This is a genomic window from Paenibacillus kribbensis (genome assembly GCF_001705305.1).
Classification (GTDB): domain Bacteria; phylum Bacillota; class Bacilli; order Paenibacillales; family Paenibacillaceae; genus Paenibacillus; species Paenibacillus kribbensis_B.
The window spans coordinates 412583-435130 of the sequence record NZ_MCBP01000002.1 but is presented as its reverse complement, the minus strand read 5'-3'; the positions used below and the strand labels follow the sequence as shown (position 1 = coordinate 435130).

Here is a 22548-nt window from a genome sequence, read left to right as displayed (position 1 = left end):
TTTCACTAAACAGAGGTTGATCGTGTTGTGGAGGCCTGGAGGCAGGTGTTTCTTAAGAGGTTATTGAAGTCTATGAATCGGGAAAATGATAGGAAAAGAAGATAGGTGTAACAGCAATTTCCAATTCCCGATGTTTTCACATTACCATATTACTAGAGACATTTGGAAGATTTATCCAAAATAAAATGATGCATGTATCGAAAGGAGGAAGCAGATTATGAAGCTGCATCGAGCCATCGTGGTGGATGATGAGATATTCACCCGCAAAGGGCTGCTTCAAATTATGGACTGGGAAGCCTGTGGCTTTGAAATCGTGGGAGAAGCTGATAACGGTGAGGATGCGCTGGAGCTAATCGAAAATATTCACCCGGACCTGGTTATTACCGACATTCGTATGCCTGTGCTGGACGGATTAGAGCTGATTCACACTGTACTCGAACGGAGTACAGTGCACCCTGCGTTTATTATCTTGAGTGGCTACAGTGATTTTGCCTACGCACAGCAGGCGCTTCGCTATGGAGTTCATGATTTTATGCTCAAGCCGATTGATGAGGGTGATTTTTCGGCTACGCTGCGCAGATTGGGTGAAAGGCTGCATCGTGAGCAGCAGAATGCACAGCTATATCAAAACCACCGCACAGGCGGGCTATTAGAGACATTGATGATGAACAATGTGGATGACAGCGTGGTGACCCGCTGGGAACAGCAGCTGCGGCTTGGGGAAGCGGCACATATGTACTATGTACTTGTCGAGCTGAATGATCAGCATCCATGGCGTCCCGGTGACGATGGCGTCCTGTTGTCGCTTTTCCAATTCAGGGAGCTTATAGAGCAGGCGCTCCATTGTTTGATGGACGGCAAGTACCCACTCTATGTCCATGAGCATCGTAACCGGATTGGACTCATCGTACCGGATTTCTTTTTGGGGTGCTTTGAAGCCAAAGTGGAGGTGTTTATGAAAGCGCTACAACAGGAAATAGAGGGGATGAAGTCACTGAAGGATCGGGTGGCCAGCCGGGTCTTCATTTACGCAGGAAGTCCTGTGAACCGGCTGCGGGATATTCATCGGTCCTATGTCTGTGCGAAGGAAGCAGTGCTCCATAAATATATTCATGACCCTGGCGGTATTGTGGTATATGAGGCGGGGAGAATGCCTTCACTCCACTACAGGACCATACATCAGGACGTGCTGGATTGCTTGACGGAGCAAGTCGAGGAACTGCGGCTGGAAGAGCTGCGTGTGACCGTGGAGCATTTATTCAGCAGCTTTCGGGAAGAGTGCTATGCCCCTGAGGCTATGAAAATGAGCCTGCATCAATGCGTGCTCAGTATTGTACGAGTCATTCAAAACATGCAGGGAAATGAGCACTCACTTCAGTCACTGGAACCGATGATGAACTGGCAGGATATGAACCTGTCACTGGGTGAACTACAGCGGCTGTTTACGGCATTTGCCGAGGAAAGTGGGACATATATTGGAGTTCTGCGCAAGGAGCGTCAGCAGGGAGGCATCCAGCACATTCGTGCCTACATTGAGCAGCATGCCGCCGAGAATATCAGCCTCAAAAGTATTGCAGCCCGTTTTTACATGAATCCGGTTTACCTCGGCCAACTATTCAGAAAAACGTACGGCGTGTACTTTAATGAATTTCTGCTGAAGCTGCGTATTCAGGAGGCGAAGCGGCTGCTGCGACAGACGGATTTGCGCATTTATGAAATTGCCGAGCGTGTGGGCTTTGGCAGTTCAGACTATTTTGTTACCCAGTTTGAAAAGAGGGTGCATGCCACCCCAAGCGAATACCGCAACAGCCTGAACGTTGGAGACGGGTCAGAGAGGGCCAGCGAATGAAGCTGCTGCGTAGTACAACGCTTGATCATGTCCGGCTGCGGGACAAAATGCTGCTGCTTTATTTCCTCTGTGTGTTTACGCCTGTAGTGCTGACCAATCTGATTTTCTACCACGTCACCTCACAAAATGTAAGGGAACAGCGTATGCAGGATATTTCCCGTGCGCTGGAGCAGATAAAAGTTGAATTTTACCGTGAGTTTGAGGATGCGATGGAAATCTCGTCTATCTTTTATACCGATCATCAGCTCAATGAGCTGTTGGAGCAAGCGTATCCCCACCCCGCTGATTATATTGCCGCCTATGATTCTTATTTACGTCGTATGTTGAACAATACTTACAGTCCCGTATACCATTCTGTGGGTGGAATTACGATCTACACAGATAATCCGACGCTGCTGAATTCCGGGGGGATCAGCTTTATAGATGAGCGGGTCAAAGGCTTGCCCTGGTATGGAAAAATTCCGCCCGGACGGCAGTCCAAGCCTATATTTGTACGTACTGACGACGGTAAGGGTGAACAGCTGCATCCCTTTAGCCTGATTCGGCGGATGAATTATTTTTATTCTCAAAATGGCCGCGAGAAAATACTGAAAATAGAGCTGCGGATGTCGTCCATCCGAGATATTTTCCATAACCTGAATTTGCAGGGCAGTCTCTTTCTGCTCAACGAACGGGGGGAAATCGAGTATACGACCGATTCCAAGGTTGATATAAATCATGGGGGTGTGACCTATAGCACCCTTCAGCTGACTGAGAACACCACAGAGTTCAAAACCAATTATGTGCTGACGAGTAATCTCAATGGCTGGAGCATTGTGGCTGCGGTGTCGGGAGATGAAGTGCTGTATGGAATGCAGGAATCCCGCAATTTCGTGCTGCTGCTAACCTGTATGAATATGCTGCTGCCTACCTTGATCATCGTCTGGATTACACGTTCGCTGAACGTGCGAATTCATCGTATTCTGAGGTATATGAAAAAGGTGAAAAATCAGCATTTTGAGCTGATTCCCGGTACAGAATCGCGCGATGAAATCGGGCAGCTAACAGGTGAATTCAATCGGATGACGCTCAAAATAAAGCGACTGATTAACGATGTATATGTAGCGGATATCCAGCGAAAAAATGTGGAGATTCAGCGCAGACATGCCCAGCTTAATGCACTTCACAGCCAGATTAACCCGCATTTTCTGTTCAATGCACTGGAAACGATTCGTATGCGAAGTCTGATGAAGCATGAGGACGAGACCGCTCGCATTATTCATAACATGGCGCGGATTTTCCGCAATTCGCTGGTGTGGAACAAGGATAGGGTCACATTGCGGGAGGAGCTGGAGCTGATCCGTTGTTTTCTGGAAATTCAGCAATACCGCTTTGGTGAACGGATACGGTATGAAGTGCAGGCGCGACCCGAAGACCTGGACTATTTGCTTCCCAAAATGGTTGTGCTGACGCTGGTTGAGAATGCAAGCATTCACGGCATTGAGCCGCTAAAGCACGGGGGATGCATTGAGATTCATTTTGAGCATCAGGAGGGGCGGCTGCTGCTAACGGTTCGCGATAATGGAGTCGGCATGTCGGTGGAGCAGGTACAACGGCTGTACAGCTACATGCAAAAACAGGAGGAAATGGGCGAGCGTATCGGTCTGCAGAATGTCATATACCGTCTGAAGCTTTATTACGGAAGCCGCTTTGAGCTTGCTATTCGCAGCGCACCCGGCGAGGGGACGGAGATTCGTATTATGATTCCCGCGGACCGGGAGTGAGCAATCCACTCACATAGTTGCCTAAATATGTATACAACTTTTTTGGGAATTACATGTAAATATTGATATGTAAGTATATTTTTTTATTCGATAGGAGGGAACAACATGAAAAAACATTAGCTGTAATATTGTTACTTCTTTTGTTGGAAATGTACGACCTATGGAATCTATTGGTACAATTAAGTAGTAATACAAAGGAGAAATAATCTATGAAAAAGAACAAATTATTTTTGGTATCAGCCTTATCTGTTAGTTTGTTAGGGGCAGTTGCCATACCAAGTGCGATCTTTGCGGATTCAGATGCTGTAACTGATTCTGCAAATACATCGACTTACGCGACCCAAGATGAGGTTAAGACACCTGATAATCATGACGTGAGTCTTTTTAGGACAAAAGATCTTTTTAATGTGAACCTTGACGGCAAGTCGCCATTAACAGAGTTCTCCATATCTCCTGGATATGGTCATGTTAAGCTACGTGTAAAAAACAACACCAAGGCGACGCTTACTTTTACCTTAAAGCATGTCGACAGTGGGAAAGATTATTTTACCAAGTATGTGGGTGCTGGTGATACATTTAATTGGTATAGCACGGATGGGTTTTCAAGCGGATTGCGCTCAGGAAACTATGAAATACAGTGGCGCGCTGGCGGAGCTTATGTAGACGCCTCAGCATGGGCTATATCAGCCACTAACCCAGATGAACTCTAATGTTAAGAGATAAGGTTAACGACTCCTGACAAAACAAGAGCGCTCCAGGCCGGTGAAAGGTCTGGAGCGCTCTTTGTTTATCAAGGTCACATCGTAAGATCGGGACAGAACCGATCTATAATAATTTTGTTATCTGAGATATTCGGCTTTGGGACACGCCAAGCCATTCGGCATATTCACTCTGCTTGGCCCCTGGATGTTCACGCATGAGTTCCCGTAGACTTTTAAGCAATTGTAATGTAGACCGATGGACTTTGTGTTCTTTATACACAGGATTTTCCTTAACAGCAGGAACAGGAGTGGAAGTAGCACCTACGTTCCCCTTCATGTCGAGTATACATTGCTTACATAAAAGGGACCCTTTGAAATAGCTTAAATCCTGGATCGCATTGCACAGTTTACAGGAAGTCCCGTTACTATACTTTCCTAAGCCCATAAAGCCTGTTTCGACGTCCACATAAAATTCTAAAGGTTCGTTAATCTCAATCCCCATTGAGTTCCGGATTTCTATGGGAATAACAATCCGGCCTAGTGTATCTAAGGGACGTGTCATACCCGTTCTCTTCAATGCTATATCCTCCTGAATCAGAATTATAGAAACCTACCTAAATTAATTTTCCAAATACCCTTTCACATACTTGCCTAAATATGTATACAAAAATTTTGGGAATTTCATGTAAATATTGATATGTAAGCATATTTCCATACAATAGGAGGGAACAACATGAAGAAACATTAGCTGAAATATTGTTACTTCTTTTGTGTAAAATATACAACCTATGGAATCTATTAGTATAATTCGGTAGCGGTATAATACAAAGAAGGAATGATCTATGAAAAAGAACAAATTATTTTTTGCATCAGCCTTATCTGTTAGTTTGCTAGGGGTAGCTGCCATATCAAGTGCGATCTTAGCAAGTTCAGATGTAAGTGATTCTGTGAATACTTCTACACCAGAAGCTACTGTAACCCAACCTGTTGATACAACCCCTGCTGGTGATGTTATCGTAATTCCTCAAAGAGCCATAGATGCTATTGACGTCGGGGTAACCGGAGGTGCGACTGTAGGAGCTTCCTTTGATATCCCTAAAGGATATGGACATGTTAAACTTCGTATAAAGAATTATTCCAGCTATCCAGTCAAGGTAAGTTTATCGCACATTGAATCAAATAAAGAGTATATTACTGGTCTGAAAATTCCAGCTCATGGCGAAGTTACTTGGAGAAGTACTGATAAGGGTTACTCAGGCGGTTTGCGTTCTGGAAGTTACACACTGCAATGGCGTGGTAGCGACTATAAAGTTGATGGACACGTATGGGGAGTCATTGCTTCAGAGCGTGGGGGCCTTTAATAGCTTCGGAATTAAGGACAACCGTTCTACTGCCATATATACTTACACTGTGAGATAAACGTGACAAGCGAAACAAGGAAAGCTTTAGGCCCCTTCATCGGTCTGAAGCTTACTTCTTTGTCAAAGGTATATAATATACGGAATTTTTGGTGTAATTCGGATGGATGTAATGCAAAGGATGAATAATCTATGAACAAGAACAAACTATTTTTTGCATCGGCCTTATCTATTTGTTTGCTGGAGGCAGTTGCTATACCAAGTGCGATCTTTGCAAGTTCAGATGTAACTAAATCAAGAGATGTTTTTAATGACACGTTCGACAGAAAGGACCCGGTATCACACTTTGTATTAGTTCCTGGATATGGGCATCTTAAAATTTTTGTGAAAAACAGAGGTAATTCAACCATTACTTTTAGTCTGGTGCATAAAGACAGTGGAAAATTATATATTACTAAGACTGTGGGTGCTGGTAAAGAATTACCCTGGAATAGCTTAGATTCTTTTTCACAAGGGCTGCGCTCAGGAAATTATGAGATACAATGGAGAGCTGGCGGCAACATTGTGAATGTCACAGCATGGGGCGTGTCAGGAACTGATTCTGCAAATACCTCCACTACGGTGACCCAAAATGCTGGTACAACAACTACGGGTGACCGTGTCATAACTCCTCAGAAGATGGGAAATTCTTTCGGCAGTAGAGTTCAAGGAGGTGCAACTGTCCAAAGTGCCTTTGAGGTTCCTAGAGGATATGGGCATGTTAAACTTACTCTGAAAAATAATTCTAGTTATCCAGTCAAGGTAAGTTTAACGCACAATGATTCAGGTAAAGAATATATCTCTGGAGCAACAATCTCACCTCGCAGTTCACTTACTTGGAAAAGTACTGATAAAGGCATCACAGATGGTTTGCGTTCGGGAAGCTACACCCTTCAATGGCGTGGTGGCAATTATGACGTTAATGCGGAATTCAATGGAGTTGCCGGTTCACAGCCTGGAGACCTCTAATAGCTTAAGGACAGCGGCTACTGCCACATATACTTATACTGTGAGATAAACGTGACAAGCGAAACAAGGAAAGCTTCAGGCCTCTTCATCCGGTCTGAAGCTTACTTCTTTGTCAAAAGTATATAATATACGGAATTTTTGGCGTAATTCGGATGGATGTAATGCAAAGGATGAATAATCTATGAACAAGAACAAATTATTTCTTGCATCAGCCTTATCTATTAGTTTGCTGGGGACTGTTGCTGTGCCGGGTGCGATCTTTGCAAGTTCAAATGTAACTAAATCAAGAGATGTTTTTGATGACACGTTCGACAGAAAGGACCCGGTATCACACTTTGTATTAGTTCCTGGATACGGGCACCTTAAAATTTTTGTGAAAAACAGAGGTAATTCAACCATTACTTTTAGTCTGGTGCATAAAGACAGTGGAAAATTATATATTACTAAGACTGTGGGTGCTGGTAAAGAATTATCCTGGAATAGCTTAGATTCTTTTTCACAAGGGCTGCGCTCAGGAAATTATGAGATACAATGGAGAGCTGGCGGCAACATTGTGAATGTCACAGCATGGGGCGTGTCAGGAACTGATTCTGCAAATATCTCCACTACGGTGACCCAAAATGCTGGTACAACAACTAAGGGTGACCGTATCATAACTCCTCAGAAGATGGGGAATTCTTTTAACTTCACTATAGGGGGAAGTGCAACTGCATCAGGTAGCTTCGAGGTTCCTAAGGGTTTTGGACATGTCAAGCTTCGCATCAGGAACTATTCTGGTGCTGCGGTTAGATTCACTGTAGAGCACAGCGATACTGGTAAAGTGTATGCTGATGGTTTGAAAATCAATGGTAAAGGCGAGCTCGTTTGGAGAAGTAATGATGAGGGATTCCCTGACGGTTTGCGTTCCGGACGATATATAATTCAGTTCCGTGGTAGTGAAAACAAGGTTAATGTGGAAATATGGGGCGCGGCTGGTTCCCGGTCTTCGGACACAAGATAATAGCTGAACAAAACAATGGAGCTCTCAGTCCGATGAAGGTCTGGAGCTTCTTTGTTTTGTTTCTCAAGGTCATGTGAACCAACCTATAGTAATTTTTTTATCTAAGATATTCGGCTTTGGGACACGCCAAGCCATTCGGCATATTCGCTCTGTTTGGCTTCTGGATGTTCACGCATTAGTTCCCGTAGACTTTTAAGCAATTGTAATGTAGACCGATGGGCTTTGTGTGCTTTACACACAGGATTCTCCCTAACAGCAGGAACAGGAGCGGAAGTTATACCTACGTTCCCCTTCATGTCGAGTATACATTGCTTACATAATAGAGAGCTTTTGAAATAGCTTAAATCCTGGATCGAATTACACAGTTTACAGGAAGTCCCGTTACTATACTTTTCTAAGCCTATAAAGCCTGTTTCAACGTCCGCATAAAATTCTAAAGGTTCGTTAATTTCAATTCCCATATTGGCCCGGATTTCTATTGGGATAACAATCCGGCCTAACGAATCTAAGGAGCGTTTCATACCTGTTTTCTTCAATTGATATCTCTCCTAATTCAGAATTATAGAAAGAAACTCACCTAAATTTCTTCGATCCGACTTGTATGTCCAAAATCTCCAATGTTCCCCTTAAAAAGTATTTATTGTTGTGTTAGAAGATGGTATATTATAAACATACAAAAATTCTATTATATAATAGATTTTACAAATCTTATTTCGCATTAAATTTGCACAATTTTACGTGAAGGGTGGTTTTACTCATGGAAGAAATCACACCTATGATTAGCACCGAAATTGGAAAATACCTAAAACAGAATGGCATAACTCTAACTGAGTTTGGTCACATCATTGATTTGAATGTAGGTACAGTTAGCGGCATCGTATCAGGCAATCGTTCTATATCTGTTAACCAGTTAGATCGCATTACTGCCGGAATGGGGTTACCACCAGACCATTTTTATGAATGTTATATTGAAGAGTGCATCATGGAATCACCTCTGAATTGGCGGAAAATAAGCCCTTTTTTATATCGTTGTGTGGAGCTTGGTCGATTGGATTGCATCAAGCGGGTTGTGAGTCTGTTGTTAGATACTTCTGTCTACATCCCTTTACTTTTTGAAATGGCTGAGGACTTGTTCCCAAAAGGCTACCCGGACGCGGCGGCTTACCTTTATGAAAGCGTGGCTGAGAGCGAAAGAAAGCAGCATTCAGAACGACTTGCTGTATGCCAGTATCGTTTGTTCAGCCTCCGGATCGGGAAAGATCAGGCTCACAATCTCCAAACGGCTGTCAGGTTTGAACCTTTTGTCGACCGTTTGGATGAATTTGACCAACTGGATGCTTTGAAAGACTTGGCTAACGTGTATAGATCATTAAGTATGTGGGATAAGGTCTACATATTTTCATGTCAAATGTATAAGTTAGGACAGATTCAATACGATTTGGTTCATAATTCCAAGCGAAAAATGAAACCGGAAAAGAAACTTAGCAGGCCTCTTTTTGTATACATAGCCTACGCTGAACTGATGTGCGCATATGCTTGTGATGCAATTGGAGATCATGAACAGGCTTTAGAGCATATACGTGGCTATACTGATCTAAGATGGGTTCAGGAAACTGATTCAGATACACTCCATTGGCTGGGTCAATTTCAGCAATGGGCTAAAATTAATACTTACGTAAACAGGCTTATGTCTGGAGATATTAGCGTTCTACCGGATTACGTTGAGCATATATCTGGTGAAAAACATGTATTTAATGAACTTTTAAACGTCGTAGAAGTAGCTAATCGGTACGACATCGACATTGATCATATTCTTCAGCGTTTCGAACCCCAAATTGCAGCTTATCGAGATTCAGAACACACAAATGTATTAACAGAGCAGCAAGTTATACTCGAAGAAAATGTACGATTCTGGTATAAGTTAGCCAAGTACAACCTGAATAGAGGCAGATACTCATATGGTTTCAAATGTTTAATAGATGCTTTTGAAAAAGCCATTACTCTTAAACATGCACTTCTTATTGCTAATTGTGTTGGTTTGTTTGAGCGTTTCAGAGCATATGCTGAACCTGGAATACTAGCTCGGTACAACATGTGGGAAAGAAATGATCGAAAAGACGGTTTTGCTATTTGTAGCGATTAGCTTTTTACTAGTATTTGCACTACCAGTCCTAACGAAACTCCAAGCTCAAGCACAGTTCGAGTTCAAGAACGCGTTGGGACATTTTAATTAATATTAAATTATTAACATGGGCCAGCCACTTCGGTTGGTCTTTTTGTATAACTTTTTTGGCTAAAAAACGTTCATAATGTAATTGGTCATTTACCCCTAAAATGAAAATATATAGGGGGTAGTGAAGATATGAACATAGATGAATCCTTAACTCAACAGATGGAAAGTGCCAGACAACGATTGCATGATCTTTATGAAGAATATGGCCTCGGACATGCATGTGTACTTGAGCAGTCTATGATTTTGGACGAACTCATTAATCAGTACAATCGTATGTACCAGACTAAGAATTTACATCACTAGGTTCAGTCAGCCCCCCAATCCTTTTATGCAAAACTACAACTCTTCCCACATAACGATCATAATTATGCTATAAAATGCCTTGGGTGATATGTATATACATTTTACCAAGTTAAATATTGTAAATAATACGATCTATTTCTGTACCTGGTTCAAAGTCACCGCCCTTATAAGCGGCTGTGATCCACCTTTAGTTTCCTAAGCAAAACCTTTAGATTGGCGGGTGATCGAAATTTATGGCATTTTATAAAATGAAAGTGCTTACAATTTGGTATCCACAATTAACCAACAAAGAGGCCGAAAGGGGATTGTCTGACATGGCAAGCAAAAGATTCGGAATGTTGGGTCTGGTATTCATCGTTATGGTATCTATGATCACTGCCTGCTTAGGAAGTGCGGGCAAGGAGGCTGCGTCGGGAGAAAGCAAGGAGAAGGTAACGTTCACGTATTTTAATGCCAACGCGGGCAAGGACATCAATACGAATGAGACGCGGATCGGTAAAATTCTGGAGGATCAGACGGGCGTAAACTGGAAGCTGGAGCATTTGGTAGGGGATGCCAATACGAAGATCGGTACGTTTATTGCCAGTAACGATTACCCGGACGCCATTGTGCCCGAAGGCACGATTGATAAGCTGCTGGATGCCGGGGCCTTTATTCCCCTGAATGATTTGATCGACAAATATGGACCGAATATCAAGCGCGTATATGGACCGTATTACAACCTGATGAAGGCGAAGGACGGGAATATTTATTTTTTGCCGCTCAGCGCGGTGGTAGGCGATTATTTACCTGCGCCTAACGTGGAGCAGGGAGCCTTTTGGGTGCAACGCAGGGTATTGAAAGAAGCGGGATACCCAAAAATCAAAACGTTCGACGAGTATTTGACTCTGATTCGCAACTACGCGAAAAAACATGCAGACGAAGGCTTGACCGGTTACTTGTCGTTAACCACGCAGGATAAGTTCTTTGCTTTTACGAACGCACCCATGCATCTGGCAGGCTATCCGAACGATGGCGGCACAATCATTGATATGCAATCACATCAGGCCACGGATTATGGGGATGAGGAAATCACGAAGCGGTATCTGAAGGAGCTGAATCAGCTCAATGCGGAGGGCCTGTTTGATAAATCTTCCTTTGTGGACAATTTCGATCAATATTTAGCGAAGCTGACCTCGGGCAAGGTGCTGGGCTTTTTTGACTACCGCTGGCAGGTAGGGCAGGCGTTAAATAATCTTCAGGAAGCTTCCAAGCAGTCGGGGAATGATGATTTGGAATATGTGGGATTGCCCGTTGTATACGATCAAAACATTAAGGATCAGTACCTTGATCCTCCATCATTCATTAATAACCGGGGCATTGGAATTACGGTCAGCGCCAAGGACCCGGTGCGTATGATCAAGTTTTTTGACAACCTGCTAACAGACGAAAATCAAGTGTTATCCCACTGGGGAGTTAAAGGCGAAACCTATAATGTAGATGAGAAAGGGCGCATGTACCGGACGAAGGAGCAAATCAGGCAGACAACGCTGGATGCGTTCCGCGAGTCCTTCGGGTTCAAATATTTTGAATATAATTGGCCGCGATATGGTAATGGCTCCTCCCTGCCTGACGGCAATTCGGTCAGTCCGGGGCGGCAGCCTGAGGTTGCGCGTATGTCCTACACCGAAGGAGATCAAAAGCTGCTAAAAGTCTATGGTGTAGAGTCCTTTTCGCAAATGTTTTCCGCACCTGACAAGCGCCCATGGTATCCGGCCTGGAGTATCCCGATTGCTCAAGGCTCACCTGCACAGCTCTTCCAGCAAAAGAAGGGCGACCTGCAGCGCAAATATTTCCCGCGTTTGGTGCTGTCTGCACCGGGGCAGTTTGACGCGATTTGGAATGAATACACTACTGAATTCAACAAACTGGATGTGAAGGCGTATGAGGAACTGATCACGAAGGAGGTTACAAAAAAAGTAGATATTGCCGATAAAAAGTAAAGGAGGAAGCATCTATGGGCCGCACGACAGTTGCCACGACCTCCCCGGACCCTTTTCCATCCTCACGGCGAACCGGCTTTAGGGGATTTATGCACAGACTGAATCAGCAGCGGGCACTGGTATGGATGTCCGTTCCTTTTTTAATCTGGCTGTTTATCTTCAAATATTTACCCATCTGGGGCTGGACGATTGCCTTTCAGGATTTTAAGCCTGCCCGTAAGCTGATTGATCAGCAATGGGTCGGGTTGAAGCATTTCCGTTTTCTGTTTCAGGATGAACATTTTCTGCGGGTGATGCGCAATACGCTGGCGATGAGCTTCATTAACCTGGTGCTGGGCTTCGTTACCGCTATAACATTGGCGATTTTGCTGAATGAGCTTCGTCAGATTGTGTTCAAGCGAGTGGTGCAGACGATCAGCTACTTGCCGCATTTTATTTCGTGGGTGGTGGCGGCCAGCATTATCAGTACAGCGCTGTCGGCGGACGGCGGGATTGTCAATGAGGTGCTGATGTGGCTGGGACTGATCAAGGAGCCTATTTTATGGCTGGGAGAGGGAAGCTATTTTTGGGGCATTCTCGGCGCATCGGAGGTATGGAAAAATGTCGGCTGGAACACCATTATTTATCTGGCCGCGATGACGATGATTGATCCCTCGCAGTATGAGGCGGCTGAGATTGACGGAGCTGGGCGTTTTCAGCGGATTTGGCATGTGACATTGCCGGGACTAAAGCCCGTATTCATCATTCTGCTTATTATGAACATCGGCAATCTGCTGGAATCCGGCTTTGAGCCGCAATATTTATTGGGTAACGGCATGAACGTGGACTATTCGGAAAATCTGGATATCTTCGTCCTGAAATATGGTATCCAGATGGGCAATTTCTCACTTTCCATTGCTGCCGGGATGTTTAAAACAGTCGTCAGCTTTATCTTGCTGTTCAGCGCCAATCATATTGCGAAGCGGTTAGGGGAGGAGAGATTGTTCTAGAAAAAAGAGTGAGTTATGGGGGGGAAGGTCGCTTCGCGTGCGGATTGTTCTTCCGATCGCTGTTATCCCCGGATTTTCTTATTGGAATAAGGAATATATAGGTTAAAATCCGGGGATAAAGGCGAACGCTACCGCTTCTCCAGAACAATTCCGCCCGCTCCGCTGCTCCCCGCCGTAAAGTCACTTTTTTATAGAACTGAGGGTTGGGGCAGGGAAGGGCTTAAGGGAAGGCGCGTGACTCGCGCTTCCTTGGGCAACTGCGTCGTGGTGGCTCAGTATCGCTATCGCTTGTTCTTTAAGGGGTGAGCTAGTGGTAGCGATAACAGAAGGTGTGTACTCATCATACTGCAGGTGCAGGGGGGGATTTTTAACAGGCCGATTCGCGGACCTTATCAAGACCTTATAAACGAACTAATGTACAACTTCTAATAACACTAATAATTCACACATACTCCACTCCAATTGCTACTAATATAACCACTCAAATAACAACACCAACTATATAAGTTGAACTAAAAAATGTACAAATAAAACGGAGTAGGCGGAATGGTGCTGTACAAGCGAAGCGGTCGCTTTAAAAGCTTTCCGTAGGAAAGCTCGCTTCGGAAGCATCACTTCCCCGGATTTCTACCTTGTTCATAGGCTTTATTTCGGAAATCCGGGGGCGGTGGCGATGGGAAGCACCATCCGTCTGCGCAGTGGCACGATAGGTAACTTTCAAGTTCAACTTATATAGCTTCAAAAAAATAATTGCATTAGGGTCCCCAGTCAGATGGCCAGGCTATTTTTTAGAAAGGGGAGGAAGTCATGGGCAAAGGGAAGGCCTTGCATGGGCGATTTCGGGCGCCCTCGGATCGGATTTTTGATGCGTGCAATATGGTGTTTATGTTATGTCTGATGGTGGTGACGCTGTATCCGTTTTTGAATACGCTGGCGGTTTCGCTTAATGAAGCAAATGATTCGATTCGGGGAGGCATTTATTTGTGGCCGCGTGAATTCACGTGGAGTAATTATGAATTTGTGTTTAAGGAAGCGACGATTTTCCATGCCACGTTGATTTCTGTATTGCGTACGGTTGCGGGTACGGTAACCTCGGTGTTTTGCTGCGCGATGGTAGCGTATACGATCAGCCGGCCGGAGTATGTGCTGCGCAAGTTTGTCTCGATCGCTTTTATTTTGACGATGTATTTTAACGGTGGCTTGATTCCAAACTTTCTGCTGGTACGAGAACTGGGGATGCTTGGAACCTTCTGGGTGTATGTCGTGCCTGGGCTGATCGGAGTGTTTAACGTTATTGTGATTCGATCCTTTATTGAAGGACTGCCAGAAGGGATTTTGGAGTCTGCGCGTATTGACGGGGCCGGGGAGTTTGCCACTTTTGTGCGCATTGTTTTGCCGCTCTGTGTACCGGTACTGGCGACGGTGTCGCTGTTCACGGCGGTCTCGCAATGGAATTCCTGGTTTGATGTGTTTTTGTACAATTCATCGTATGAGCAATGGAGCACCCTCCAGTATGAGCTGATGAAAATCCTGCAAAATTCCAATACGTCCGTTAACGCTCAGGACTATGCCAGCCAGTTCGCAGGCTCGGAAAATATGGCGAAGGCGGTTACTCCTACTTCCATTCGTGCCACGATGACGATTGTCGCTTCTGTGCCTATTATTTTGGTCTACCCATTCTTACAAAAATATTTTGTAAAGGGAATGACTCTGGGAGGGGTCAAAGGATAAAGCAACTGAAATTCAGTGGTCCCACAAACGAATTCAAAAAAATTGAGTATTGGAGGAATTGCTTTGCGGTCATATAGGTATACAACTTTTTGTGTGATGCTGACAGGAGCAATGTTACTGCCTGTCGGATGGTGTGGGGGGGCCGTAGTGAAGGCGGCTCCGTCTGTGGAACATTCCCCGCTGGTTTCGAAGACCATGCTGGCGACGGCGGGTGTGAATAAAACGATCGGGACATATGGATTTGAGCAAGGAAACAGCGAGGGCTGGAAGCCACGAGGGGCCAATACCCAAATTGCATCCGTCTCGGAGGCTGCATACGGCGGCACGCACAGTCTCAAGACAACTTCCCGCACGGCTAACTGGAACGGCGCGGAGCTGGATGTGAAGCCGCTTTTGCAGCCGGGGGTGGAATATGAAATTAGCGGATATGTGAAGCTGGACGGCAAAGCTGCGGTTCCAAGCGTGATTAAGCTGACGGTGGAGCAGCAGTCGACAGGCGGGTCTACAGAATGGAAGACAGTAGCACAAACGGAAACAGCAGATACAGCGTGGGTCAAACTTCAAGGGAGATATAAGTTTACCGGGAATATGGATGCATTGAAGCTGTATATCGAAAACTCGAATCCCGCACAGGCATATTATGTGGATGAGGTGGAAATCAGACAGGTGTCGGAAACACCAGTCACTCCATCCCCAACGGAACCGACCGGTGATGTCGTATCCGCCGGTTTTGAAGAGGGTACAACTCAGGGCTGGGTATCCCGTTTAGGGTCCGAGAAGGTGCGGGCTTCGAATGCCGATGCGCGAACCGGCTCGTACAGCCTGCTGACCACAGGCAGACAACAAGCATATGCCGGGCCCAAGCTGGATGTGACAGCCAAGCTGCAAAAGGGCAGCCAGTATACGGTCAGCGCCTGGGTGAAGCTGGCGTCCGGCGAGCAGCCTGCCAAGGTGAGACTTAGCGTGCAGCGCGATTATCAGGGTAAAAGCGCGTATGAAACGGTGATAGGCGATACGGCGATCACGACAGGGGGATGGGCGCATTTGTCGGGAACGTATACGCTCGCGCATGATGCGGATGCAGTTTCTATGTATTTGGAAACGGCAGCAGGAACATCCTCCTTTTATATGGATGATTTTGAGCTGTCTCTTGTTCCTCCGCTGGCTATTGAGAAGGATATCCCCTCTTTGCATGGAATATATCAGGGGCAATTCAACATTGGTACGGCGATTATGGCATTCCAGACCGAAGGGGCTTACGGTGAGCTGGTACAAAAGCATTTTAACAGCATCGTGGCAGGAAATGAGATGAAGCCCGTCTCCTTGCAGCCGTCCGAGGGACAGTTCCATTGGGAAGAGGCGGACAAGATTGTACAATTTGCCAAACAGCACGGACTGGCGATTCGTTTTCATACATTGGTGTGGCATAACCAGACCGGGGATTGGATGTTTAAGGATAAGAATGGACAGCCGATGACACCGACTGCCGAGAATAAAAAGCTTTTGCTGGATCGACTGGAGACGCATATTCGTACTGTTGCAGCCCGTTATAAAAATGATATTACCGACTGGGATGTGGTGAATGAAGTCATTGATCCTGACCAGCCGGACGGTATGCGCCGCAGCATGTGGTATCAGATTACCGGTACGGATTATATTGAAAAAGCGTTCCGTGTCACGAGGGAAGTGGTAGGCCCTAATGCCCGGCTGTTCATCAACGATTACAACACGGATGAACCGAAAAAACGGGATTTCCTGTACAATTTGGTGCGTGATTTGCTCGCTAAAGGAGTGCCGATCGATGGTGTAGGCCACCAATCGCATATTCGCCTGGAGTTCCCTTCTATTAGCCAGATTGAGCAATCCATTGAAAAGTTTGCTTCGCTCGGTCTGGACAACCAGATCACGGAGCTTGATATGGGTCTCTATTCCAATGATACGGATCGCTACGAAACGATACCTGAATCCATGCTGATCCGGCAGGCTCAACGCTATCGGGCGTTGTTCGATATGTTCTCCAGACAGCAGGAGCATATCAGTAATGTGACCATTTGGGGTACGGATGACGGAAATACGTGGCTCAGTAATTTCCCGATTGCCCGGCTGGATAAGCCGCTGCTGTTCGACGAACGGTTAAAGGCCAAATATGCCTATTGGGCGCTGGTTGATCCGTCCAAGGTTCCGGTGTTGTCAGCGGGAGTCACCAAATAACTAGCATAAAAACAGAAAAGCAGACTGTCCTTCACATATTCTGACATGTGGAAGACAGCCTGCTTTATTATCTAAAAAGATATAACCGTTCTATTCCAAATTAGCGTGTTGACCAAACATCGATTCGGAAGTCAGCTTGCGCTGTTCCATCATTTTGAGTACTAACGCGTCACCATACAGCAGCAGGGTTTGCTCAAACAGCGAACCCATAGGCTGAATCGTCTGGTAATCCTTGTTGGCCGGGTCCTTGGGGGCGCCGGGCAGCTTGACGACAATGTCAGCCAGCTTGCCAATGGTGGACTCTGGAGAAGTGGTTAGAAGCGCCAGGGAGGCCCCGAGCTTCTTCGCTTTTTCCGCCATGGAGGTCAGGCTTTTGGTTTCGCCTGAGCCTGAGCCTATAATCAGCAGATCACCTTCACCCAAGCCGGGAGTTACGGTTTCCCCAACCACGTATGCTTGAATTCCCATATGCATCAGCCGCATCGCCAGCGAACGGATCATGAATCCTGAACGACCCGCTCCGGCGACGAACACCTTGTTCGCAGCGGTGATGGAGTGAATCAGCTGTTCCGACTCCGCATCACTGATCAGTTGTGGAACCAGTTGCAGCTCCTTGAGCACCTGGGATAAGTATTGAGAGGTTTCCATTGGAATTAACCTTGCTTGATGAGCTGCTGCATTTGGGAAGCTACAGCTTTTTTGTCGTCCTCGCCAGTGATTCCACCGCCGACAATAACCAGATCCGGTTGGGCCTTCACAACCTCAGCTAATGTACTCAGCTTAATGCCGCCAGCCACAGCTGTTTTGGAGTTTTTCACGACTTTTTTGACGGTTTGCAGTGCTTCAAACGGACTTTGTCCTTCCGCTTGCAGATCGTAGCCTGTATGCACACAGATATAGTCTACGCCGAGTGCATCGATTTCTTTGGCGCGTTGCTCCAGGTTTTTAACGCCGATCATGTCCACCAGGATTTTTTTTCCGCCCTGTTTTTTAGCTTCTTCTACTGCGCCTTTGATCGTTGCATCTTCAGCTACAGCCAGAATCGTAACGATATCTGCACCAGCCTCGGAAGCTTTTAGCACTTCATAACCGCCTGCATCCATAACCTTCAGGTCGGCAAGTACTTTCAGATTCGGGAATGCTTCCTTCATTGCTTTTACTGCATGAAGTCCTTCATTGATGACAATCGGCGTACCGATTTCGACGATATCAATATACGACTCTACTTCTTTTACCAATGCAATACCTTGCGGGATATCTACTAAGTCTAAAGCCAATTGAAGTTCCATGTTATTAACTTCACTCCTTTGGTAAATTTGTATTTGATCAACGGGTACATGCTCTGTCAAGTGCTGCTTATACCTGGGTTTCATGCACAGGTTTGATTGTAAGGCCCCGGTATCCGGTTGAAAAGTACGCACTAATTCGTAACGTAGTTACCCAGACGATACTGTAGCTTCCTAAATCCACCTGTGAGGAGGGTCCTGTATTTAGCCTGTTTAACCGTACACAGCTATGTCAGGTTGCAAAAAAAATAATTTACCTATTATTGAATTGACTTCAAGTTAGTTTTTGTCTATATTTGTAATATACTGGTATGCAAAATATAGAAGTTAGCAGCATAGATGCCCTGGAGAATAGCGATTAGGCTAGAAGTAACCGTAATTTTCAGTTAGGGAGGCGGGTTTTAGTGGAAGAGGTCCTGAACCAAAGGGAGGCCATTTATTTGTTGTCGGACAGCCACGAACTCGATAAAGCTTGTGAGTTGTTTAGAATCAGCTATACACATAATGATTGGGATGAAGCGAACAAGGTTGCAGACTATCTGCATACGTTGGCTGAAAGCCTGTATCACACCCAACTGAGAAATGCTGCGGACGGGAAGTATGAGACATTGGATACCAAACACCCGCTGGTGTTTTATTATGCTTACAGCTATCTGGCTAAATCTATTTATTATCAAAATAAGGGCAAGTATCAGGAAGCCAGAGATTATATTATGAAGTACGGCGAAATGGGTTGGTTTATGGGGATGGATCAGAGTGGTCAAGAAGAAGTGGAGAGATTCCGTTTTCTCGCCAAAGCCAATTTATATACCATTGAATTACTTTCGGGCAAAAGGGAGCTTCTGCCTGAATATGTTCAATTTCTTCATAATAATGACGAGGAGGTGCTTCCAGGGCTGATCGGTATTGCCGAAGCAGCTAATTTGAATAATTGGGATATAGACGACCTGCTGAACGATTTTGCTGACGATATCGAGATATTTGAAAGTTATGAAGATAGAGGGAACCGCGTATATTATATAAAGTTGGTCAACCAGTTAGCCATTTATTATTTTAAAAAGCAGCAGTACGCCGTTGCTTTAAACTATGTCCTTGTCTCTCTGCAATTCTCTGTTAATGAGGAAGCAGATGCTGATTTCAGGACGCTGGTTGCTCTGTTTGAGGCTTATCGAGATTTGGCAACACCGTCACAGCAAGAGCAATATCAAACCATTTTATTAAGGGGGTTTCATAATGAAAAAGGCATTAATCTCGGTAACTATGGTCTTGGCGTTTCTTAGTATTACTCTTCCGGTGGCAAATGCAGTGGGAGGGCTAGCTCCTTCAAATCATGGTGTCTTTTCTCATCGTGGTTGAGCTTTGAGTTTCCATGAGGAGGTCCGGCAGGGCTTTTGACAATAAAGGGAGCACACTTTTACGCATGTTGCGATCAGTGGGCTCCCCTTTTTTTATGCTGATTATTTATTTTGTGTAGCCGGTTTACTTGCCGTGCTGTTCGAACAATTGAACGATTTCAACAATAACCTTGGTCGCAAGCACCATGTTGTCCACCGATACATATTCAAACTTACCGTGATAGTTCTCGCCACCCGTAAAAATATTCGGTGTAGGCAGTCCCATATAGGACAGCTGTGAACCGTCTGTACCGCCGCGGATTGGCTTGATAATAGGCTCAATATTCAGCTTCTTCATCGCTTCATACGCAATGTCCACGATATGTTTGACAGGCTCGATTTTCTCCTTCATGTTGTAATACTGATCTCTCAGCTCCAGCGTAATGCGATTTTCTCCGTAAGCGGCTTGCAGCTCTTTGACCACGTTCGTTAAATAAGCCTTCCGGTTTTCAAAGCCCTTACGGTCAAAATCACGGATAACATAGTATAGTTCTGCATGCTCTGGCGTGCCTGTAGACTCCTTCAGATGATAGAAGCCATCGTATCCGTCCGTATATTCCGGGGCTTCGTCCACAGGCAGACGGCTATGCAGTTCCATGGCAATTTTGGCAGCGTGGACCATCTTGTTTTTAGCTGTGCCGGGATGGACATTCACCCCATGAATGGTAATATGGGCTGCTGCCGCGTTGAAGCTCTCGTACTCCAGCTCTCCAAGCGGTCCGCCATCGACGGTATAAGCATATTTAGCACCAAAAGCGGCTACATCAAAGCGTTCAGGTCCTCTTCCAATCTCCTCGTCGGGTGTAAAAGCAACGCGGATTTTGCCGTGCCGGATTTCCGGGTGATCAATCAGGTAGTGTACGGCTGTCATGATTTCTGCGATCCCGGCTTTGTTGTCTGCACCAAGCAGGGTGGTACCGTCTGTGGTAATCAGGCTGTGGCCTTTATATTGAGTCAGCTCGGGAAACTCACGTGGAGAAAGCACCACGCCAAGCGACGCATTCAGCGTGATATCTCCTCCGTCATAATGTTCCGTCAATTGCGGCTTTACCCCTGCACCAGTCAGCTCAGTAGCCGTATCAAGGTGTGCGAGAAAGCCAATGACGGGAACCTCTTTATCCGTATTGGAGGGAAGGGTGGCCATCACATAACCGTTATCATCGATGGTCACGTCCGTCATACCAATGGCTTTCAATTCACCCACCAGCAGATTGCCCAATGTGAGCTGTCCTGGTGTGGTGGGGCAGGTGTGACTGTCTTCGTCAGATTGGGTATCTACCTGAACATAAGTGGTCAGGCGGTCGATCAATTCCTGTTTCATGTGTATATCCTCCTTGGCGTCATTACTGATATAATGGGAATTTTCTAAAACTCTAATGATATGTATTTTATCATGATTGGACTTATATATGAAAAAAATGGATTGGCCTTTTCAGGTGACGGGTTGTGTTGTATAGGTATGACGAGTAAGATAACAGTAAAAGAACGTAAAAATGAAGTAAAACGATTAAAGGAGTCTGCAATGCCTACGTTAAAAGATATCGCTCAGGAGGCGGAGGTTTCTATATCCACGGTCTCCCGAGTACTGAATTATGATGAAACTCTGTCTGTGTCAGAGGAAACGCGACGTAAAATTTTTGAGGTTGCCGAACGGATGAAATATACAACTGTTAAACGTAAAAATGGCGGTATCGGCCGCCAGCCCCGCAAAAAGGCGGAGGGGCCGATCCGACTGGGGATGGTGCACTGGTTGAGTGCATATGAGGAATTGGAGGACCCTTATTATCTGTCCATCCGGTTTGGCGTGGAAAAAGAGTGCCGCCAAAGCGGGGCGCAGCTGGAGCGCATTTTCAGACGGGAAGATTTGGCGGCCCTGAAGACATTGTCTGCAGGGCTGCACGGGCTAATCGTGCTGGGGCATTTTAGCAGCCAAGAGGTAGAGCACATGCTGGAGCTGCCCGTTCCTTGTGTCTTTCTGGATCACCCGGTGGAGCGCATGGGCGCAGACTATGTGGTCATTGATCTCGCACACGCTGCGGCGGATGCGCTCGATTATTTGATGGACGCGGGTCATCGCCATATCGGGTATGTGGGCATGGGGCAGGATGAGCAAGCTCATGATTCTGAACGGGCAGAGCTGGATGCCCGCTTTGAGACCTTTTTGCAGTACAAGGAGCAGCATGGATTATGTACAGCGGATGATGTTCATGAGTGCGGCGGAACGGCGGCAGACGGCTTTCGCGCGATGGAAGCGGCGATCCTGGCAGGCCTGGAACATTTGCCTACGGCCTTCTTCATTGCGAGCGATTCAGTGGCTATTGGTGTAATGAAGGCGCTGGAACAGCATCGCATTGCTGTCCCGGAACGTATTTCAATCGTTGGCTTCAATGATATTCCGACAGCCGAATATTTGACGCCATCGCTGACAACGGTCAAAACGTATACCGAGCTGATGGGAGAGACGGGCGTTCAGCTTTTGCTGCATACGGTGCGTAACGGTCCAAACGAGGTGGGACGCAAGGTCACCATTCCGACGGAGCTGATGATTCGCAACAGCAGCGCACCGCTGTATACTCATTCAAAGTAGAATCAACAAATGGATTTGAGCAGCTCCGGTATACCGGGGCTGTTTGTGCTATGGGGAGATGCAAAAATGGAATTGACATTTCTTTTGTAAATGCTTACATTAAAAATATATTTATTTTACTAAGTTTTACTCGTTATTTTTACCTAAATATTT

General features: G+C 45.7%; 20 protein-coding genes. 14 read left to right on the top strand and 6 right to left on the bottom strand.

The features are described 5' to 3' along the window. Positions 1–217 precede the first annotated feature (217 nt). The 3 genes from BAZ21_RS05195 (at position 218) to BAZ21_RS05185 (ending at position 4322) form a co-directional block, all read left to right on the top strand. Positions 218–1849, top strand: coding sequence for a response regulator (locus tag BAZ21_RS05195; protein ID WP_068497725.1), 1632 nt, complete (start codon positions 218–220; stop codon positions 1847–1849). Next, positions 1846–3612, top strand: coding sequence for a sensor histidine kinase (locus BAZ21_RS05190; protein WP_068497723.1), 1767 nt, complete (start codon positions 1846–1848; stop codon positions 3610–3612). Before BAZ21_RS05195 ends, BAZ21_RS05190 begins: the two co-directional genes overlap by 4 nt. A 209-nt stretch (positions 3613–3821) precedes the next feature. Continuing rightward, positions 3822–4322 (top strand): hypothetical protein, encoded by a 501-nt coding sequence (locus tag BAZ21_RS05185; protein WP_068497721.1) that lies wholly within the window; start codon positions 3822–3824, stop codon positions 4320–4322. Positions 4323–4437: 115 nt separating this feature from the next. On the opposite strand, the gene BAZ21_RS05180 is transcribed toward BAZ21_RS05185, so the two are convergent. Continuing rightward, positions 4438–4890: a regulator gene (locus BAZ21_RS05180; RefSeq protein ID WP_068497719.1), complete on the bottom strand. Its 453-nt coding sequence runs from the start codon at positions 4888–4890 to the stop codon at positions 4438–4440. Between the two features lie 265 nt (positions 4891–5155). Here BAZ21_RS05180 and BAZ21_RS05175 point away from each other — a divergent pair, with 265 nt between their 5' ends. The 3 genes from BAZ21_RS05175 (at position 5156) to BAZ21_RS05165 (ending at position 7679) form a co-directional block, all read left to right on the top strand. Further along, positions 5156–5674, top strand: coding sequence for a hypothetical protein (locus BAZ21_RS05175; RefSeq protein WP_068497716.1), 519 nt, complete (start codon positions 5156–5158; stop codon positions 5672–5674). Positions 5675–5863: 189 nt separating this feature from the next. Next, positions 5864–6679 (top strand): hypothetical protein, encoded by an 816-nt coding sequence (locus tag BAZ21_RS05170; RefSeq protein WP_068497714.1) that lies wholly within the window; start codon positions 5864–5866, stop codon positions 6677–6679. A 181-nt stretch (positions 6680–6860) separates the two neighbouring features. Further along, a complete protein-coding gene (locus tag BAZ21_RS05165; RefSeq protein WP_068497712.1) occupies positions 6861–7679 on the top strand; it encodes a hypothetical protein in 819 nt (272 codons plus the stop codon). 101 nt (positions 7680–7780) lie between these two features. Here BAZ21_RS05165 and BAZ21_RS05160 read toward each other — a convergent pair whose 3' ends face one another. Continuing rightward, on the bottom strand, positions 7781–8215 hold the full coding sequence (locus BAZ21_RS05160; RefSeq protein WP_068497710.1) for an AbrB/MazE/SpoVT family DNA-binding domain-containing protein: 435 nt from the start codon (positions 8213–8215) through the stop codon (positions 7781–7783). A 221-nt stretch (positions 8216–8436) separates the two neighbouring features. Here BAZ21_RS05160 and BAZ21_RS05155 point away from each other — a divergent pair, with 221 nt between their 5' ends. The 4 genes from BAZ21_RS05155 to BAZ21_RS05140 all read left to right on the top strand — a co-directional run bounded on the left by BAZ21_RS05155 (position 8437) and on the right by BAZ21_RS05140 (position 13186). Continuing rightward, the gene (locus tag BAZ21_RS05155) at positions 8437–9822 is read left to right on the top strand and encodes a helix-turn-helix domain-containing protein (protein ID WP_068497708.1); all 1386 of its coding nucleotides are present in this window, start codon (positions 8437–8439) and stop codon (positions 9820–9822) included. A 219-nt stretch (positions 9823–10041) separates the two neighbouring features. Next, the gene (locus tag BAZ21_RS05150; RefSeq protein ID WP_068497706.1) at positions 10042–10215 is read left to right on the top strand and encodes an aspartyl-phosphate phosphatase Spo0E family protein; all 174 of its coding nucleotides are present in this window, start codon (positions 10042–10044) and stop codon (positions 10213–10215) included. Positions 10216–10529: 314 nt separating this feature from the next. Next, the gene (locus BAZ21_RS05145) at positions 10530–12197 is read left to right on the top strand and encodes an ABC transporter substrate-binding protein (RefSeq protein ID WP_068498032.1); all 1668 of its coding nucleotides are present in this window, start codon (positions 10530–10532) and stop codon (positions 12195–12197) included. Between the two features lie 14 nt (positions 12198–12211). Continuing rightward, complete coding sequence (locus BAZ21_RS05140; protein WP_068497704.1) at positions 12212–13186, top strand: ABC transporter permease; 975 nt, start codon at positions 12212–12214, stop codon at positions 13184–13186. 574 nt (positions 13187–13760) lie between these two features. Here the strand turns inward: BAZ21_RS05140 and BAZ21_RS28845 are convergent. Then, positions 13761–13907, bottom strand: a complete 147-nt coding sequence (locus BAZ21_RS28845) for a hypothetical protein (protein WP_218061416.1) — start codon at positions 13905–13907, stop codon at positions 13761–13763. 86 nt (positions 13908–13993) lie between these two features. On the opposite strand from BAZ21_RS28845, the gene BAZ21_RS05135 reads away from it, so the two are divergent. Beyond that, positions 13994–14917, top strand: coding sequence for a carbohydrate ABC transporter permease (locus BAZ21_RS05135; protein ID WP_068497702.1), 924 nt, complete (start codon positions 13994–13996; stop codon positions 14915–14917). 63 nt (positions 14918–14980) lie between these two features. Further along, a complete protein-coding gene (locus tag BAZ21_RS05130) occupies positions 14981–17128 on the top strand; it encodes an endo-1,4-beta-xylanase (RefSeq protein WP_068497700.1) in 2148 nt (715 codons plus the stop codon). A 90-nt stretch (positions 17129–17218) separates the two neighbouring features. Here BAZ21_RS05130 and hxlB read toward each other — a convergent pair whose 3' ends face one another. Next, positions 17219–17776: a 6-phospho-3-hexuloisomerase gene (gene hxlB / locus BAZ21_RS05125; protein ID WP_068497698.1), complete on the bottom strand. Its 558-nt coding sequence runs from the start codon at positions 17774–17776 to the stop codon at positions 17219–17221. Positions 17777–17781: 5 nt separating this feature from the next. After that, a complete protein-coding gene (gene hxlA, locus BAZ21_RS05120) occupies positions 17782–18417 on the bottom strand; it encodes a 3-hexulose-6-phosphate synthase (RefSeq protein WP_013312540.1) in 636 nt (211 codons plus the stop codon). Positions 18418–18818: 401 nt separating this feature from the next. Between hxlA and BAZ21_RS05115 the strand changes: the two genes are divergently transcribed. Then, positions 18819–19694: a DNA-binding protein gene (locus tag BAZ21_RS05115; RefSeq protein WP_068497696.1), complete on the top strand. Its 876-nt coding sequence runs from the start codon at positions 18819–18821 to the stop codon at positions 19692–19694. Positions 19695–19893: 199 nt separating this feature from the next. Here the strand turns inward: BAZ21_RS05115 and pepT are convergent, their stop codons facing one another. Continuing rightward, the gene (pepT, locus tag BAZ21_RS05110) at positions 19894–21129 is read right to left on the bottom strand and encodes a peptidase T (protein ID WP_068497693.1); all 1236 of its coding nucleotides are present in this window, start codon (positions 21127–21129) and stop codon (positions 19894–19896) included. Positions 21130–21330: 201 nt separating this feature from the next. Here pepT and BAZ21_RS05105 point away from each other — a divergent pair, with 201 nt between their 5' ends. Then, entirely contained in the window at positions 21331–22395 is a 1065-nt protein-coding gene (locus BAZ21_RS05105) for a LacI family DNA-binding transcriptional regulator (protein WP_068497691.1), read from the top strand. Positions 22396–22548: the final 153 nt, after the last annotated feature.

What these genes read in the sequence shown, in the direction of transcription:
- BAZ21_RS05195 (WP_068497725.1), top strand. Translation starts at nt 218, where the DNA reads ATGAAGCTGCATCGAGCCATCGTGGTGGATGATGAGATATTCACCCGC.
- BAZ21_RS05190 (WP_068497723.1), top strand. Translation starts at nt 1,846, where the DNA reads ATGAAGCTGCTGCGTAGTACAACGCTTGATCATGTCCGGCTGCGGGAC.
- BAZ21_RS05185 (WP_068497721.1), top strand. Translation starts at nt 3,822, where the DNA reads ATGAAAAAGAACAAATTATTTTTGGTATCAGCCTTATCTGTTAGTTTG.
- BAZ21_RS05175 (WP_068497716.1), top strand. Translation starts at nt 5,156, where the DNA reads ATGAAAAAGAACAAATTATTTTTTGCATCAGCCTTATCTGTTAGTTTG.
- BAZ21_RS05170 (WP_068497714.1), top strand. Translation starts at nt 5,864, where the DNA reads ATGAACAAGAACAAACTATTTTTTGCATCGGCCTTATCTATTTGTTTG.
- BAZ21_RS05165 (WP_068497712.1), top strand. Translation starts at nt 6,861, where the DNA reads ATGAACAAGAACAAATTATTTCTTGCATCAGCCTTATCTATTAGTTTG.
- BAZ21_RS05155 (WP_068497708.1), top strand. Translation starts at nt 8,437, where the DNA reads ATGGAAGAAATCACACCTATGATTAGCACCGAAATTGGAAAATACCTA.
- BAZ21_RS05150 (WP_068497706.1), top strand. Translation starts at nt 10,042, where the DNA reads ATGAACATAGATGAATCCTTAACTCAACAGATGGAAAGTGCCAGACAA.
- BAZ21_RS05145 (WP_068498032.1), top strand. Translation starts at nt 10,530, where the DNA reads ATGGCAAGCAAAAGATTCGGAATGTTGGGTCTGGTATTCATCGTTATG.
- BAZ21_RS05140 (WP_068497704.1), top strand. Translation starts at nt 12,212, where the DNA reads ATGGGCCGCACGACAGTTGCCACGACCTCCCCGGACCCTTTTCCATCC.
- BAZ21_RS05135 (WP_068497702.1), top strand. Translation starts at nt 13,994, where the DNA reads ATGGGCAAAGGGAAGGCCTTGCATGGGCGATTTCGGGCGCCCTCGGAT.
- hxlB (WP_068497698.1), bottom strand. Translation starts at nt 17,776, where the DNA reads ATGGAAACCTCTCAATACTTATCCCAGGTGCTCAAGGAGCTGCAACTG.
- hxlA (WP_013312540.1), bottom strand. Translation starts at nt 18,417, where the DNA reads ATGGAACTTCAATTGGCTTTAGACTTAGTAGATATCCCGCAAGGTATT.
- pepT (WP_068497693.1), bottom strand. Translation starts at nt 21,129, where the DNA reads ATGAAACAGGAATTGATCGACCGCCTGACCACTTATGTTCAGGTAGAT.
- BAZ21_RS05105 (WP_068497691.1), top strand. Translation starts at nt 21,331, where the DNA reads ATGCCTACGTTAAAAGATATCGCTCAGGAGGCGGAGGTTTCTATATCC.